The organism is Streptomyces taklimakanensis (genome assembly GCF_009709575.1).
GTDB lineage: Bacteria > Actinomycetota > Actinomycetes > Streptomycetales > Streptomycetaceae > Streptomyces > Streptomyces taklimakanensis.
Genome location: NZ_WIXO01000001.1, coordinates 654367 through 668631, shown reverse-complemented (window position 1 = coordinate 668631; position 14265 = coordinate 654367). Strand labels below are relative to the sequence as shown.

The 14265-nt window shown below is 71.6% G+C and carries 12 protein-coding genes; 9 read left to right on the top strand and 3 right to left on the bottom strand.

Translation table 11 applies throughout. The features are described 5' to 3' along the window. Positions 1 to 14: 14 nt before the first annotated feature. The 3 genes from F0L17_RS02850 to F0L17_RS02840 all read right to left on the bottom strand — a co-directional run bounded on the left by F0L17_RS02850 (position 15) and on the right by F0L17_RS02840 (position 3991). Positions 15 to 1676 carry an FAD-binding oxidoreductase gene (locus F0L17_RS02850; RefSeq protein WP_155073065.1) on the bottom strand — a complete coding sequence of 554 codons (1662 nt, stop codon included), beginning with the start codon at positions 1674 to 1676 and terminating at the stop codon, positions 15 to 17. 81 nt (positions 1677 to 1757) lie between these two features. Further along, the gene (locus F0L17_RS02845) at positions 1758 to 3398 is read right to left on the bottom strand and encodes an FAD-binding oxidoreductase (protein ID WP_155069808.1); all 1641 of its coding nucleotides are present in this window, start codon (positions 3396 to 3398) and stop codon (positions 1758 to 1760) included. Positions 3399 to 3532: 134 nt separating this feature from the next. Then, positions 3533 to 3991: an AtaL-like protein gene (locus tag F0L17_RS02840; RefSeq protein ID WP_162465705.1), complete on the bottom strand. Its 459-nt coding sequence runs from the start codon at positions 3989 to 3991 to the stop codon at positions 3533 to 3535. A gap of 301 nt (positions 3992 to 4292) precedes the next feature. On the opposite strand from F0L17_RS02840, the gene F0L17_RS02835 reads away from it, so the two are divergent. The 9 genes from F0L17_RS02835 to F0L17_RS02795 all read left to right on the top strand — a co-directional run bounded on the left by F0L17_RS02835 (position 4293) and on the right by F0L17_RS02795 (position 14262). Next, positions 4293 to 5723 (top strand): MFS transporter, encoded by a 1431-nt coding sequence (locus F0L17_RS02835; RefSeq protein ID WP_155069804.1) that lies wholly within the window; start codon positions 4293 to 4295, stop codon positions 5721 to 5723. 89 nt (positions 5724 to 5812) lie between these two features. Continuing rightward, positions 5813 to 6574 (top strand): SDR family NAD(P)-dependent oxidoreductase, encoded by a 762-nt coding sequence (locus F0L17_RS02830; protein ID WP_155069802.1) that lies wholly within the window; start codon positions 5813 to 5815, stop codon positions 6572 to 6574. A gap of 479 nt (positions 6575 to 7053) precedes the next feature. Further along, positions 7054 to 7335 (top strand): helix-turn-helix domain-containing protein, encoded by a 282-nt coding sequence (locus F0L17_RS02825; protein ID WP_155069784.1) that lies wholly within the window; start codon positions 7054 to 7056, stop codon positions 7333 to 7335. Positions 7336 to 7341: 6 nt separating this feature from the next. Then, positions 7342 to 9192, top strand: a complete 1851-nt coding sequence (gene asnB / locus F0L17_RS02820; RefSeq protein WP_155069782.1) for an asparagine synthase (glutamine-hydrolyzing) — start codon at positions 7342 to 7344, stop codon at positions 9190 to 9192. A gap of 176 nt (positions 9193 to 9368) precedes the next feature. Continuing rightward, positions 9369 to 10529 carry a 3-deoxy-7-phosphoheptulonate synthase gene (locus F0L17_RS02815; protein ID WP_155073064.1) on the top strand — a complete coding sequence of 387 codons (1161 nt, stop codon included), beginning with the start codon at positions 9369 to 9371 and terminating at the stop codon, positions 10527 to 10529. A 62-nt stretch (positions 10530 to 10591) separates the two neighbouring features. Continuing rightward, a complete protein-coding gene (locus F0L17_RS02810; protein WP_155069780.1) occupies positions 10592 to 11365 on the top strand; it encodes a 2,3-dihydro-2,3-dihydroxybenzoate dehydrogenase in 774 nt (257 codons plus the stop codon). A gap of 55 nt (positions 11366 to 11420) precedes the next feature. Further along, complete coding sequence (locus F0L17_RS02805; protein WP_155073063.1) at positions 11421 to 12035, top strand: isochorismatase family protein; 615 nt, start codon at positions 11421 to 11423, stop codon at positions 12033 to 12035. Further along, on the top strand, positions 12032 to 13942 hold the full coding sequence (locus F0L17_RS02800) for a chorismate-binding protein (RefSeq protein WP_162465704.1): 1911 nt from the start codon (positions 12032 to 12034) through the stop codon (positions 13940 to 13942). The genes F0L17_RS02805 and F0L17_RS02800 overlap by 4 nt, the downstream gene beginning before the upstream one ends. After that, positions 13930 to 14262, top strand: a complete 333-nt coding sequence (locus F0L17_RS02795; protein WP_162465703.1) for a YdhR family protein — start codon at positions 13930 to 13932, stop codon at positions 14260 to 14262. The genes F0L17_RS02800 and F0L17_RS02795 overlap by 13 nt, the downstream gene beginning before the upstream one ends. Positions 14263 to 14265: the final 3 nt, after the last annotated feature.

Here is a 14265-nt window from a genome sequence, read left to right as displayed (position 1 = left end):
CGGAGCGTGGGGACTCAGTGCCCCGGCAGCCGGACGGACTGGGCGTGTCGGAAGAAGTCGGTCGGGTCCCAGGCGGCCTTCACCCGTTGGAGGCGCGGGTAGTTCTCGCCGTAGTAGAGCGTGGTCCAGGGCACTCCCGACCGGTTGCGGCGCGGGTCGTTCAGGTCGATGTCCGGGTAGTTGACGTAGCAGCCGTCGGTGTTCTCGTCGGAGACCGGCACACCGCCGGTCCCGGCGTACACGTCCTCGTAGATGTCGCGCAGCCAGGCGATGTTGGCGGCGTCCTCGTCGGCCGAGTGCCAGTACGTCTGGTACAGCAGCTTGAACGCCGAGTCGCGGTGGACGGAGGCGGTCGCGCCCCGCGGCACCGAGTTGACGGCCGCGCCGTAGGAGCTGAGCAGCACCATGGCGTTCGGGTTGGCGAAGTCGGTGCGGACCAGGTGCCGGTACATCGTGGCGATCTGCCGCGGGGGGATGGCGCGACGCAGGTAGGCCGACTTGTGGTCGCCGCGCAGGGTCGGGTCGACCAGGACCGAGTTGGTGACCCCCAGGTAGCGGGTGGCCTGGAGCCAGGGCAGCCGCCGCGGGGTGGCGAACTCCGGCATCGGCCCGTGCTCGCCCATCGCGTTGGTCACCGCGCCGTGGGGCACGTCCACACCGTCGGAGACGGCTCGCAGGAAGGAGTCCAGCAAATCGCGCGCGTTCGGGACCGTCGCGTCCATCTGGGTCAGCAGGCCGATCTGGCCGTTGGAGCGGTGGTTCAGGCTCAGGTTGGCGACCAACCCGTCGTACGGGCCGCCGGCCGTGGCGTGCTCCTCGTGCCAGGCGCCGTAGTTGCGCACCAGGCGGGTGACGGACTGCTCCGTCATCTGCTCCCAGGGCCACGAGACCGCGCTGAGCAGCACCTCGGCCGGCGGCCTGGGCAGCAGCGATTCGGGTGTGGTGCCCGTCGCGTCCGGGGAGCGGAACCAGTACCGCGTGACCACGCCGAAGGTGCCGCCGCCACCGCCGGTGTGGGCCCACCACAGCTCACGGTTGGGGTCGTCGGCCTCTCGGGTGGCGACCACCACGTGGGCCCGGCGCCGGGCGTCCACGACGACCACCTCGACGGCGTACAGGTGGTCCACGATCAGGCCGTCCCGACGGCAGAGCATGCCCCAGCCGCCGCCACTGACGTGCCCGCCCACCCCGACCGAGTAGCACACGCCGCCCGGGACGACGACTCCGTACGCCTTGTGGAGGCGCTCGTAGACGTCGGTGAGCGTGGCGCCGGCCTGGACCTCGAAGGCGCCGCGCTGTTCGTCGTAGCGCACCGCGGTCATCTCGGAGAGGTCGACGACCGTCTCGACGGCGTCGTTGAAGACGAAGTCCTCGTAGCAGTGGCCGCCACCGCGCACGGTGAGCCGCTTGCCCGCGTCGACCGCCTGCTGGACCGCGCTGCGCACCTGTTCGGTGGAGGAGACCAACCGCACGCTCTCCGGCCGGGCCGTCCAGCGCTGGTTCATCCCGCGCACCAGGTCGGGGTAGCGGGCGTCGTCGGGGCGGACGGAGACGGCCGGGAACGGGGCCGCCCCCGCCGCTTCCGCCGAGGAGGCGGAAGTGGCGGAAGTGGCGGAAGCGGTGGGGGCGGTGGCGACCGGCACCGCGGTGCCGGCCAGGACGGCGGCGCCCGCCATCAGGCGCCGCCGCGACCAGCCGGCGGCCGAGGGGTCCTGGGCGCTGTCGTCGGGGGAGGAGGGGGGACGGGGAGGCATGGTTCACACCGCCTTGATCGAAAGCGAGTGGTTGAAGAGGTCCTTCGGGTCCCACTGGGCCTTGACCGTCTGCAGGCGCCGGTAGCCGGACTTGAAGTACAGCTCGTGCCACGGGACGCCCGAGGCGTTGTACCGGGAGTCCGCGAGGTCCGCGTCGGCGTAGTTGATGAAGCAGCCGTCGGTGTCGGCGTTGGACGCGGGCACGCCGCCGGAGGCCGCGTACACGTCCTGGTACAGGGACCGGATCCAGGCCAGGTGGGTGGCGTCCTCGGCGGGGTCGGTCCAGAAGCTCACGTAGTGGAGCTTGAGGATCGAGTCGCGCTGTGGAACGGCCGTGTCCGCCGCCGGGACGGTGTTCACCTTGCCCCCGTAGGCGGTGATCATGACGAGTGACGCGGGATGCGCGTAGTCGGTGCGCGTCATGTGCTTCCAGAACGCCTTGAGGTTGGCGTCGGTGAATCCGCGCCGCATGTACGCCGACTTCCCCTTGAAGCGCGTGGTGGTGTCGGTGCCGGTGAAGCCGGGCCACTGGGTGACCGCGTGCAGCCAGGAGATCTTGCGACGGTCGTCCACCCGGAAGTCGACGTTGGTGCCCTCGTTGACGGCGGCCAGGTAGGAGTCGAGCAGCTCGGCGGCGTTCGGTACCGACGCGTCGATCTGCGTCGTCATGGAGAACGAGCCGGCCGACCGGTGCTGCGGCTTGAGCTGGCTGAAGAGCGTGGCGTACGGCGAGTCGGGCGAGCTGTGGGTCTCGTACCACTCGCCGTAGTTGCGCAGCAGGCGGGTGAAGGCCGCCTCGGTCATGTCGCTCCAGGACCAGGTGACGTTCGAGACGAGGATCTCGGACGGCGGCTTGGGCAGCCGGTCCTCCGGAGCGGTGCCGGTGACGCCGGGCGAACGGAACAGGTAGCGCGTGACCACGCCGAAGGTGCCGCCGCCGCCACCGGTGTGGGCCCACCACAGGTCACGGTTGGGGTCGTCCCGCTCCCGGGTGGCGACCACCTTCGACGCCCTGCCGGAGGAGTCGACGACGACCAGCTCCACGCCCCACAGGTGGTCGACGATGAGACCGTGCTGCCGGGACAGCGGGCCGTACCCGCCGCCGGCCACGTGCCCGCCGACGCCCACGGTCGGGCAACTGCCGCCGGGCAGGGTGACGCCCCACTGGCGGTACAGGGTCCGGTACACGTCGCCCAGACGGGCACCGGGCTCGACGTAGAACACCCCGCGGGCGCTGTCGTACCCGATCCCGTTCAGGTTGGACAGGTCGATGACCGTGCGGACGCGGTCGTTGGTGACGAAGTCCTCGTAGCAGTGGCCGCCGCTGCGCACCGCGAAGCCCCTGCGGCCGTTGACGGCCCGCTGGACGGCGGCCAGGACCTGGCTCGACGTGCCGACCAGGTGCACGTCGTCCGGGGTGCCCACCCAGCGCCGGTTGCTGCCCCAGGTCAGGTCGGGGTAGCGGCGGTCCCCCGGCCCGATCGTGACGACGGTGGACCCGGCCCCCTCGGTCGCGGCCGCGACGGTGGCCTTCGAGGACTCGGTGGCGGCCGCCGGTGCGGCGGTGACGGCGGGCAGGGCGGCCGTCGCACCACCTATCAGCGCGACATCTCTGACGAACGCGCGACGGGAGTGGCCTGGCATGGTGATGTGCTCCTCTTTCGGGTACCTGGCGGATCGGGCGGAGGGCGTGCAGTACCCGGGGGTACGCGATGTGGGGGGCGCATGCTCCGATGCCCTGTGGGGGGAGAGGGTGGGTGAGTCGGTCGGCGCGGCGGTCAGCGCGTGTGGCGCTGGACGAGGCCGTCGACGATGAACTGCAGCGCGTCCGAGAAGTAGCGCTTCGTCTCGTGCAGGAAGTAACGGGTCTGCTCGGCCTTCTCGACCCCGGCGGGGGTGAGGGTGACGCGCAGGGTCAGGGTGGGCCGACCCGTCTCGTCCGTGCCGAGTTCGTTGACGATCCGCTCGATGCAGGGGTCGTCGACCGGCCGGAAGACCACGCGCTCGTGCTCCTCGAAGGTCACGCGTTCCTGCACCCGCTCGGTGTCGCGGACGGTGATCTCACGGAGGAAGCCGTCGTCGTAGCGTTCCAGAACCCGGCAGGCCGTCACCGCCGGGACGTACGGGCTGGGGTTCTCCGACTTGTGGACCAATCCCTCCCACACCTGGCCGGCGTCCGGCCTGACCGGGTTCTCGCCGGTGCCGGCGACGGGGAGCGTCCAGCTGAACGTGGCCATATGACTGTGCCTTCCTGATCGCGGGTCACCTCGGAGTCTGGCCGGTTCGCGGTGCCGGGGCATCGCATGAACGTGCGATCTCCCGCGCTTCGCGGCCGTGTGGCAGAGGGCCGTTCGTGTCCCGCGGCTCGTCTCGCCACCGGCTCGTCGCCGGCCGGAAAGTGACTGTTCGTATCGAGTTCCGCGCGGGGCGTCGAAGTCAAACTAGACCGTACGTTCAAGAGCGTGGTAGCTTCTGATCACCGTACTGACAAGGGCGTTCCGCAGCAATGCGCTCATATAGTGGAATGAGTATTCAAGTATGGGTACCGTCCCCGTGGACACCTCACCCGACGACGTCTCACCCGAAACGGCCCCGACGCGGCTGCGGCCCGGACTGTCCTTCGTGCTCCTGGGCGCCGTCCAGGTCACCCTGATCGCGACGATCACCGTGATCACGGTGGCCCTGCCGGTGATCCAGCGAGACCTGCGGCTGACCGACACCGACCTCGTCTTCGCCACCTCCGCCTACAGCCTGTCGTTCGGCGGGCTGCTGGTCCTGGGCGGCCGGCTCGCCGACCTGCTCGGTCACCGGACGGTGTTCGTCACCGGGACGGTCGCCTTCGGTGCCGCCTCGCTCGTCGCCGCGGCGGCCACCACGCTGTGGGTCCTGGTGGCCGCCCGGTTCGCGCAGGGCGTGGGCGCGGCCCTCGCGGCCCCCGCCGCGATGGCGCTGCTCGGCTCGGTCTTCCCGGACGCGGCGCGGCGCACCCGGGCACTGGCGGTCTGGGGAGTGCTGGCCAGTGTCGGCGCTTCCTCCGGCAACATCGTGTCGGGAGTGATCCTGTCCTGGGGCCAGTGGCGCTGGGTGTTCATCGTGCCGGCCGCCGTCTCCGCGGTGATCGTGCTGTGCTCGCCGCTGCTGCCGACGGGGCCCGCGCGCCGGCCCGAACGGCTCGACGTGCCGGGCGCCCTGCTCATCACCGCGGGACTGACCGCGTTCATCTTCGGCCTGGGCGAGTCGGACTGGCTGTGGATCGGTATCGGCGCCCTGGGTCTGGCCCTGTTCGCGGTGACCCAGGCCCGGTCGTCCCGGCCGCTGGTGCCGCCGGCGTTGCTGGCGTCGGTCCGGAGGCTGGCGGCGCTGCTCGCCATCGGGCTGACGGCCGCGGCGATGGCGGCGTACTTCTTCATCCTGGCGCTCTACTTCCAGAAGACGCTGGGCTACTCGCCGCTGCGCACCTCGGCGGCGTTCCTCCCGCCCGTAGTCGCGGTGCTGTTCACCGCGGCGGCCGGCGGCCGGGCCGCGCGCCGGTTCGGAGCCGGTCTCCTGACGGCCGCCGGGCTCGCCCTGGGAGCGGTCGGAATGGGGCTGCTGAGCAGGCTCGACGCGGATTCGTCGTACTGGGGGCTGCTCGTGGTCGGGGTCACGCTCTTCCCGGTCGGCGCGGGCTTCACCTTCTCCGGGGCGACCGTGTGGGCCGTGGAGGGCACCGCCTCCGAGGAGGCCGGCCTGGTGGGAGGGGTCGTGAACACGGCCATGGAGGTCGGGCCTCCGGTCGGTCTGGCCGTCCTCGTGCCGCTCGCCGTCTCACACGCCGCCGGACACGGGGGCGGAGGCGGGGCCGCGGCGGACGCGGGCGGATACGCCTTCGCCTTCGGGGCGGCGGCCGTCGCGCTGGCCGCCGCCGCGGGTCTCGTACTGCTCCAGCGCGCGGTGCGGCCCTCGACGCCCCCGCCGCGCACCCCGTGACCGGCCTGGGCCACCGCGCAAGCCGGCGCACAAGTCGGCGCACAAGCCAACGCACAACGCAACATCACCACCAAGAAGAGGAGTTCATCATGAACGCACGTTTCACCGACAAGGTCGTCCTCGTCACCGGCGCCGGCGGCGTGCTGGGTCGGACCGCGGCGCTGTCCTTCGCCGGGGAGGGCGCGACCGTGGTCGTGGCCGACGTCAACGAGAGCGGCGTCGACGAGACGGTCAAGCTGATCGAGACCGAGGGCGGCAAGGCCTCCGGCGTCGTCGTCGACGTCACCAGCTCCGAGAGCGTCAAGGCGATGGTGGACACCGCGGTCTCCCGCCACGGCGGTCTGCACGTCGCCTTCAACAACGCGGGCATCCTCGGCGGCGGCACGCCGGTCGGCGAGCACGACGAGGAGGTGTGGAACAAGGTGCTCGCCGTCAACCTCACGGGTGTCTTCCTCGCCCTGAAGCACGAGACCGCGCACATGGCGGCCAACGGCGGCGGTGTCATCGTCAACACCGCCTCCAACCTCGGCGCGCACTGGCGCCTGGCCGGCATGAGCGCCTACTCGACCTCCAAGGCCGGCGTCAGCTTCCTGACCCGTACCGCCGCGCTCGAGTACATCCAGCAGGGGGTGCGCATCAACTCCATCAGCCCCGGCCCGATCGACACCCCCATGTCCTACCTCCCGGGCGAGACCCGCGAGCAGCGTGACGCCCGTCTGGCCCCGACCGTGCCGTTGGGTCGGGTCGCCGATCCGCAGGAGGTCGCCAACGCCGTCCTGTGGCTGGCGTCGGAGGAGTCCAGCTACGTCGTCGGACACGACCACGTGATCGACGGCGGTGCCACCGCCTGACGACCGCGCCGGCCCGACGGCCGGACGGCGTACGGCGCGGTGACGCGCCGCGAGGAGGGAGTCGCGAACGCCGCGGCTCCCTCCTCGCTCTACCCGCCCACCGGACCTCCTCCATCGGAAAGGGGGCGGGCGCGCCGGCCGGCGCGCCCGCCGGCGCCTCTTCTCGCGTACGGGGCGGGGCTCCCCCGGCGCCGCGCTCGTTCCGATCGCCGGACCTGACGGAGTCTGCCGGACCTGACGGGATGTGGTCGACCTGACGCCGTGAGACGGAACTGACGGAATTCCCCGCACCTGACGCTTTGCTCGGCCCCTGACTTTATCCGTCGCTTCTGACGATGTAGTGCATTCCGCTTTGCCGCCGGCTCGGGCGGCAGGGCAGTCTTGTTCCCGTAACCGCCCGGAAAAAACGCGGATACACGCGCCCGCAGGGCCCGGGAACCATGCCGACCTCGTAGGAAAGTGACACGGAAAGCGAGTCGATGCAGACGCTCAAGGTGACGAGGAGAGCCCGCCCGAGCAGGCCCCGGTCGGGTTGGAATTCACTGACACCGGCCGAATTGCAGGTGGCTCGCCTGGTGGCGATAGGGCTGAGCAACCGTGCCGTGGCAGAAGAACTGATGGTGTCCCCGCACACGGTCAACACGCATGTGAGAAACGCGTTCCTGAAACTCGACGTATCCAGCCGAGTCCAGTTGACGCGGCATGTGCTGCTCCATGACGCAGAGGGTTTCCGACCGCCTACGTTCGACGAAAGGAACTGAATTCCCATGTGCGGACTGGCCGGATGGGTGAGCTACGGACGCGATCTGACCGGGGCGGCCGAGGTCGCCTCGGCGATGACCGAGACCATGGTCTGTCGAGGCCCCGACGCGGGCGGCCTGTGGACGTCGGAACACGCGGTGCTCGGTCACCGCCGGCTCGCGGTCATCGACCCGGAGGGCGGCCGGCAGCCGATGGCCGCCTCGGACGACGACAGCCTTCCGGTCATCACGTACACCGGTGAGGTGTACAACTTCCGGGAGCTGCGGGAGGAACTGACCGCGTCGGGGCACGAGTTCCGCACCTCCAGCGACACCGAGGTGGTGCTGCGGGCCTACCTGGAGTGGGGAACCTCGTTCGCCGAGCGCCTCAACGGCATCTACGCGTTCGCCATCTGGGACCCGCGCACCGAGGAACTCCTCCTGGTCCGCGACCGGATGGGGGTCAAGCCCCTCTACTACTACCCGACCGCGGACGGTGTGATCTTCGGCTCCGAGCCCAAGGCCGTCCTCGCCCACGACGAGGCCGAGGCGGTCGTCGACGCGGAGGGGCTGCGGGAGATCTTCAGCATCGTCAAGACGCCCGGTCACGCGGTGTTCAAGGGCATGCGCGAGGTGCTGCCGGCCACCGTGGTGCGGTTCTCGCGCCGCGGTGAGGACGTCCTGACGTACTGGAAGCTGGAGGCCCGCGAGCACACCGACGACCTGGAGACCACGGTGGCCCGGGTGCGCTCCCTGCTGGAGGACATCGTCGAGCGGCAGCTCGTCGCGGACGTCACCGTCGGCACCCTGCTCTCCGGCGGGCTGGACTCCAGCGCCGTCACCGCGCTCGCCGCGGCCTCCCGTGCCCGGCGCGGCGTCACCGAGCCGATCCGCGCCTTCTCCGTGGACTTCGTGGGACACGAGCAGCGCTTCGAGTCCAACGTCCAGTGGGAGGACCCGGACACCCCGTTCGCCATCGAGGTGGCCGAGCGGGTCGGCGCCGAGCACATCATCGTCGAACTGGACAACGACGACATCCTCGACCCCGAGGTCCGGGACGCGGTGCTGCGGGCGCAGGACCTGCCGGTGTCCACCGGCGACATGGAGTACTCCCTGTACCTGCTGTGTCGCGCGCTCAAGGAGCGCATGACGGTGGCGCTCTCGGGCGAGGCGGCCGACGAACTGTTCGGCGGCTACACCTGGTTCCACGACAAGGAGGCCGTGGAACTCGACAGCTTCCCCTGGCACCACCCGTTCGAGAAGGCCGGCGGCATCGGCGCGCTGCGCGACGTCGGGCTGTGGGACCGCCTCGAACTCACCAACTACGTCAAGCAACGCTACGCGGAGGCGCTGGAGGAGGTTCCGCGGCTGCCCGGCGAGAGCGGCCACGAGGCCCGGATGCGCGAGCTGACCTACCTCAACGTCACCCGGTGGGAGAACTTCCTGCTGGACCGGAAGGACCGCATCAGCATGGCGGTCAGCCTGGAGGTCCGGGTGCCGTTCACCGACCACCGGCTGGTCGAGTACGTCTACAACACCCCCTGGGCGATGAAGAACTTCGACGGGCGGGAGAAGAGCCTGCTGCGCGAGGCGATGCGCGGCGTGCTCCCCGACTCGGTCCTGGACCGGAAGAAGAACCCGTACCCCTCCACCCAGGACGGCACGTACGAGATCGCCCTGCGGCAGAAGGTCGAGGAGATCCTCACCGAGGGGGCCCCGGTGCTGCGCATCGTCTCCGAGGAAGACGTGCGCCGACTGCTCGACCGGCCGGTGGGCTCCTTCGGCGTCGGTGGTCCCTGGAGCGCCCGTGCCGTCCTCGAGCGCCTGATCGAGTTCAACGCCTGGGTCTTCGAGTACGACGTCCGCGTCGAGTTCTGACCGGCGCCGGCACCCGCGCGGGCACGACGACCGGTACGGGAGTCGGTCGTCCGCCGACCGGTGCCGCGCCCGCACCCGCACCCGCACCCGCACCCGCACCCGCACCGCACTCGCATGCCCGATGCCGTCCCGTGACGGTGTACCGGCCTACCAACCGTGGGGTTCCCGTGACCGACATGTCATCGCACCTGCGTACCCTGCCCGCGCTCCAACAGCCCGATTGGTCAGACGAACGGCACGTGTCCCGGGTCCGCGACGAGCTGGCGCACATGCCGCCGCTGGTCGACGCCGAGGCGGTGCACCGGCTCGGCGAGCTCCTGATGGAGGTGGCCGCCGGGCACGTCCAGGTCCTGCAGGCCGGCGACTGCGCCGAGGATCCGGCCGAGTGCACCCCGCCGGACATCGCCCGCAAGACCGCCCTGCTGGACGTGCTGGCGGGCACCATGAAGCTGGCCTCGCTGAAGCCGGTGCTGCGGGTGGGCCGGCTGGCCGGCCAGTTCGGCAAGCCGCGCTCCCGGCCCACCGAGATCGTCGGCGACGTGGAACTGCCCGTCTACCGGGGCCACATGGTCAACCGCCCCGAGCCGGACCCGGAGGGCCGCCGCCCCAACCCCGCGCACCTGCTGTCCGGTTACCGTGCCGCCAGCGACGCGATGCACCACCTCGGCTGGCGCACGCCCCGGCGACGCCGCCTCGAACTGCCCGTGTGGACCAGCCACGAGGCACTGCTGCTGGACTACGAGATCCCCCTGCTGCGCCGCGAGCCGGACGGCTCCCTGATGCTGGCCTCCACCCACTGGCCGTGGATCGGGGAGCGCACCCGACAGGTCGACGGCGCGCACGTCGCGCTGCTCGCCGCCGTCAGCAACCCGGTCGCCTGCAAGGTCGGTCCCGGTATCTCGGCGGACGAACTGCTCGCCCTGTGCGAGAGGCTGGACCCCGGACGGCGCCCCGGCCGGCTCACCCTGATCGCCCGGATGGGCGCGGCGGCCGCGGCCGAGCGGCTGCCGGAGCTGGTCCGGGCCGTCGCCTCGGCGGGACACCCCGTCATCTGGCTCTGCGACCCCATGCACGGCAACACCGTCAGCGGCCCGAACGGGCTGAAGACCCGGTTCCTGGAGACCGTCGTGCAGGAGATCGACGGCTTCCAGCAAGCGGTGCGCGAGAACGGCGGCACGGCCGGTGGCCTGCACCTGGAGACGACGCCGGAGACGGTCACCGAGTGCGTGCACAACGCCTCGTACCTCGAGCGCGTCGGCGAGAAGTACCTGAGCTTCTGCGACCCGCGGCTCAACCCCGCGCAGGCCGTCGAGGTGGTCTCGGCCTGGTGCGGCTGACCGGGACCGACGTCCCGGCCCGGCTCCGAACGCACTGCCAAGTTCCCCACTACGGAGGAAACATGGAAGACAGGATCGCCCTGGTCACCGGGGCGGCCGGCGGTATCGGCGAAGCCGTCGCGCGCACCCTCGCGGGGCGCGGCGCCCGGGTCGCCGCCGTGGACCGGGATCCCGCCCGCCTGGCGGAGTCCGTGGGCCGGCTGACGGCCCGGGGGCTGCGTGTCACCGCCGTACCCGCCGACGTCACGTCGAGCGCGGACGTCGAACGGGCCGTCGGCTCCGTCGAGGACACCGTGGGACCGGTGGACTACCTGGTCAACGCCGCGGGCGTGCTGCGGCTCGGCGAGGCGCGCAAGCTCACCGACCGGGACTGGGCCGACACCCTCGCGGTCAACGCCACCGGCGTCTTCCACGTCTCCCGCGCGGTGGTGGACCGCATGGTGGCCCGGGGCGGCGGGGCCGTCGTCACGATCGCCTCCAACGCGGCCGGCACCGCACGTACCGAGATGGCCGCGTACGCCGCCTCCAAGGCCGCGGCGACCGCGTTCACCAAGTGCCTGGGCCTGGAGGTGGCCCCCTACGGCATCCGCTGCAACGTGGTCGCTCCCGGCTCCACGGACACGCCGATGCTGCGCGGCATGCACCAGGGCGACACCGCCGTCCACACCTCGGTGGCCGGAACGCCCTCGGCCTTCAAGGTCGGCATCCCCCTCGGCAAGGTCGCCCGCCCCCAGGACGTCGCCGAGGCGGTCGCCTTCCTGCTGTCGGACGAGGCCGGCCACATCACTCTGCACAGCCTGACCGTGGACGGCGGGGCGACGCTCGGTGTCCAGTGAGGAGAGTACGGTGACCAAGCCGACCCCGGGCATACCGCCCATCGAGTCCTACCCCATGCCCGCCGAGGGCGACCTGCCGTCCGGCGCGGCCCCCTGGACCCCCGATCCGCGCCGGGCCGTTCTGCTCGTCCACGACATGCAGCGCTACTTCCTGCGGCCGTTCGCGGACGGCGACACTCCCGGCGGCCCGCTGGTGCGCAACGCGGCCCTGCTGCGCGAGCGGTGCGTCGCCGCCGGCATCCCGGTGGCGTACACCGCCCAACCCGGCGATATGAGCGTCGAACAACGCGGTCTGCTGCGCGACTTCTGGGGACCGGGCATGCGCACCTCCCCCGAGGACCGCGAGGTGATCGACGAGTTGGCGCCCGCCCCCGGGGACTGGCTGCTCACCAAGTGGCGCTACAGCGCCTTCGCGCGCACCGACCTGCTGGACCGGATGCGCGCGGCGGGCCGCGACCAGCTCGTCCTCTGCGGCGTCTACGCCCACGTCGGCGTGCTGATGAGCGCGGTGGACGCCTTCACCCACGACATCCAACCGTTCCTGGCCGCGGACGCGGTGGCCGACTTCTCCGCCGCCTACCACCGGCTGGCCCTGACGTACGCGGCCGAGCGCTGTGCCCGCGTGGCCACCACCAAGCAGCTGCTGACCGAGCTGGAGGACGCCCGGTGACCGCCCCGCCCCCCGCCGACCCGCTGGCGCGGGTCCTCGACGGCCACCCGTCCGCCTTCGCCCTCGTGTACCGGCCGCACACCACCGGTCCCGGAGTCGTCGACCTCGTGCTCGGCGACATCGCCGAGTGCGCCTCGCTGGCGGACGTGCCGCTGACGGACGCACCGACCGGGGACGGGACCGGCGGCCCGAGCGGCGGGCACGAGGTACTCGTCCTGGTGCCCTACCGGCAGCTCGCCGAACGCGGGTTCACCGCCGTCGACAGCGGTGACCCCCTGCTCGCCCTGAAGGTGAACGAGCAGGACACGCTGCCGCTCGGCGAGATCCTGCGCCGGCTGCCCGACGTGCCCGTGACCCTGACGGACGGCCACTTCGACACCGACGACGACACCTACGCGTCGGTGGTGCGCCGGGTGGTGGCCGACGAGATCGGCACCGGCCGGGGCGCCAACTTCGTCATCAAACGGTCGTTCACCGCGGACATCACCGGCTACACCCCCGCCGCCGCGCTGTCGTTCTTCCGGCGGCTGCTGGAACGCGAGACCGGCGCCTACTGGACGTTCCTGATCCACACCGGCGAGCGCACGTTCGTCGGCGCGACGCCCGAGCGGCACGTCAGCCTGCGCGACGGCACCGCCGTGATGAACCCCATCAGCGGCACCTACCGTTACCCGGCCGACGGCCCCACCCTCGGCGGCGTACTCGACTTCCTCGGCGATCCCAAGGAGACCGAGGAGCTGTACATGGTCGTCGACGAGGAACTGAAGATGATGGCCCGGATCTGCGAGACCGGCGGCCGGGTGACCGGCCCCCACCTCAAGGAGATGGCGCGGCTGGCGCACACCGAGTACTTCATCGAGGGCCGCACCACCCGCGATGTGCGCGACATCCTGCGCGAGACGCTGTTCGCGCCGACCGTCACCGGCTCCCCGCTGGAGAGCGCCGCCGAGGTCATCAGCAGGTACGAGCCCGCCGGTCGCGGCTACTACAGCGGGATCGTCGCCCTCGTCGGCCGGGACGCCTCCGGTACGCGCACCATGGACTCCGCCATCCTCATCCGCACCGCGGACATCGACCGTTCCGGCCGGCTGCGGATCGGCGTCGGGGCGACGCTGGTGCGCCACTCCGACCCGGTCTCCGAGGTCGCCGAGACCCGGGCGAAGGCAGCCGGGCTGCTCGCGGCGCTGGAAGGCCCCGGCTCCGCCCGCCTCGCCACCGAACCGCGGGTCCTCGACGCGCTCGCGCGGCGCAACGAGACCATCGCCGACTTCTGGCTGGCGGAAGGGAGCGAGGACACCACCGCGCGGGCCGCCGAACTGACCGGCCGCAGCGTGCTGGTGGTCGACGCGGAGGACACCTTCACTTCCATGATCGGCCACCAGCTCGCCTCGCTCGGCCTCACGGTGACGGTGCGGCGGTTCGACGAGCCGTACGACACCGACGCCCACGACCTGGTCGTGATGGGGCCCGGACCGGGCGATCCCCGCGCCGTGAACGACCCGAAGATCGCGCACCTGCGCGGCACCGTCGGCCGGCTGCTGGAGAGCCGACGGCCGTTCATGGCGGTCTGCCTGAGCCACCAGGTGCTCGCCACCCTCCTCGGCCTGCCGCTGGTCCGGCGGAAGGTGCCCAACCAGGGCGTGCAGCGCGAGATCGACCTCTTCGGGCAGCGGGAGCGCGTCGGTTTCTACAACACCTTCGCCGCGCGCTCCGACTCCGACAAGACCGAGCACCCCGTCCGCGGCGTCGTGGAGATCTGCCGCGACCCCGAGAACGGCGAGGTCCACACCCTGCGCGGCAGCGGGTTCGCCTCCGTGCAGTTCCACGCCGAGTCGGTGCTCTCCCAGAACGGCGTGGCCATCACCGCGTCCCTGCTGACGGAGGTGCTGCGCTCGTGCACGCGGTGATCGTGTGGTGGGACCTGGCCGCCTCCGCGCAGACGGTGGAGTCCCTGCGGTCGTTCCTGCGGGAGGAGGCCGTGGACCGTTTCGCCCGGGTGCCCGGCCTGCGGCTGAAGTTCTGGATCTCAAACGCGGCACGGCAGCGTTGGGGCGCGGTGCTGCTGTGGGAGTCCGCCGAGGCCGCCGCGGTGCCGTTGGCGCCGCGGGCCGCCGAACTCATCGGCTACCCCCCGACCTCCGTGTCCGCCTTCGACGTCGAGGCCACCGTCGAGGGCTCGTTCGCCACGGCGGCCCTCGCCGGCCGCGGGCTCGCGCTGGAGGGGTGAGAC

Excerpts from the sequence above, each read along its gene's own strand:
- F0L17_RS02815 (WP_155073064.1), top strand. The coding sequence starts at position 9,369 with ATGTCATCGCACCTGCGTACCCTGCCCGCGCTCCAACAGCCCGATTGG.
- F0L17_RS02805 (WP_155073063.1), top strand. The coding sequence starts at position 11,421 with ATGCCCGCCGAGGGCGACCTGCCGTCCGGCGCGGCCCCCTGGACCCCC.
- F0L17_RS02810 (WP_155069780.1), top strand. The coding sequence starts at position 10,592 with ATGGAAGACAGGATCGCCCTGGTCACCGGGGCGGCCGGCGGTATCGGC.
- F0L17_RS02830 (WP_155069802.1), top strand. The coding sequence starts at position 5,813 with ATGAACGCACGTTTCACCGACAAGGTCGTCCTCGTCACCGGCGCCGGC.
- F0L17_RS02825 (WP_155069784.1), top strand. The coding sequence starts at position 7,054 with ATGCAGACGCTCAAGGTGACGAGGAGAGCCCGCCCGAGCAGGCCCCGG.
- F0L17_RS02845 (WP_155069808.1), bottom strand. The coding sequence starts at position 3,398 with ATGCCAGGCCACTCCCGTCGCGCGTTCGTCAGAGATGTCGCGCTGATA.
- F0L17_RS02850 (WP_155073065.1), bottom strand. The coding sequence starts at position 1,676 with ATGGCGGGCGCCGCCGTCCTGGCCGGCACCGCGGTGCCGGTCGCCACC.
- F0L17_RS02835 (WP_155069804.1), top strand. The coding sequence starts at position 4,293 with ATGGGTACCGTCCCCGTGGACACCTCACCCGACGACGTCTCACCCGAA.
- F0L17_RS02840 (WP_162465705.1), bottom strand. The coding sequence starts at position 3,991 with ATGGCCACGTTCAGCTGGACGCTCCCCGTCGCCGGCACCGGCGAGAAC.
- asnB (WP_155069782.1), top strand. The coding sequence starts at position 7,342 with ATGTGCGGACTGGCCGGATGGGTGAGCTACGGACGCGATCTGACCGGG.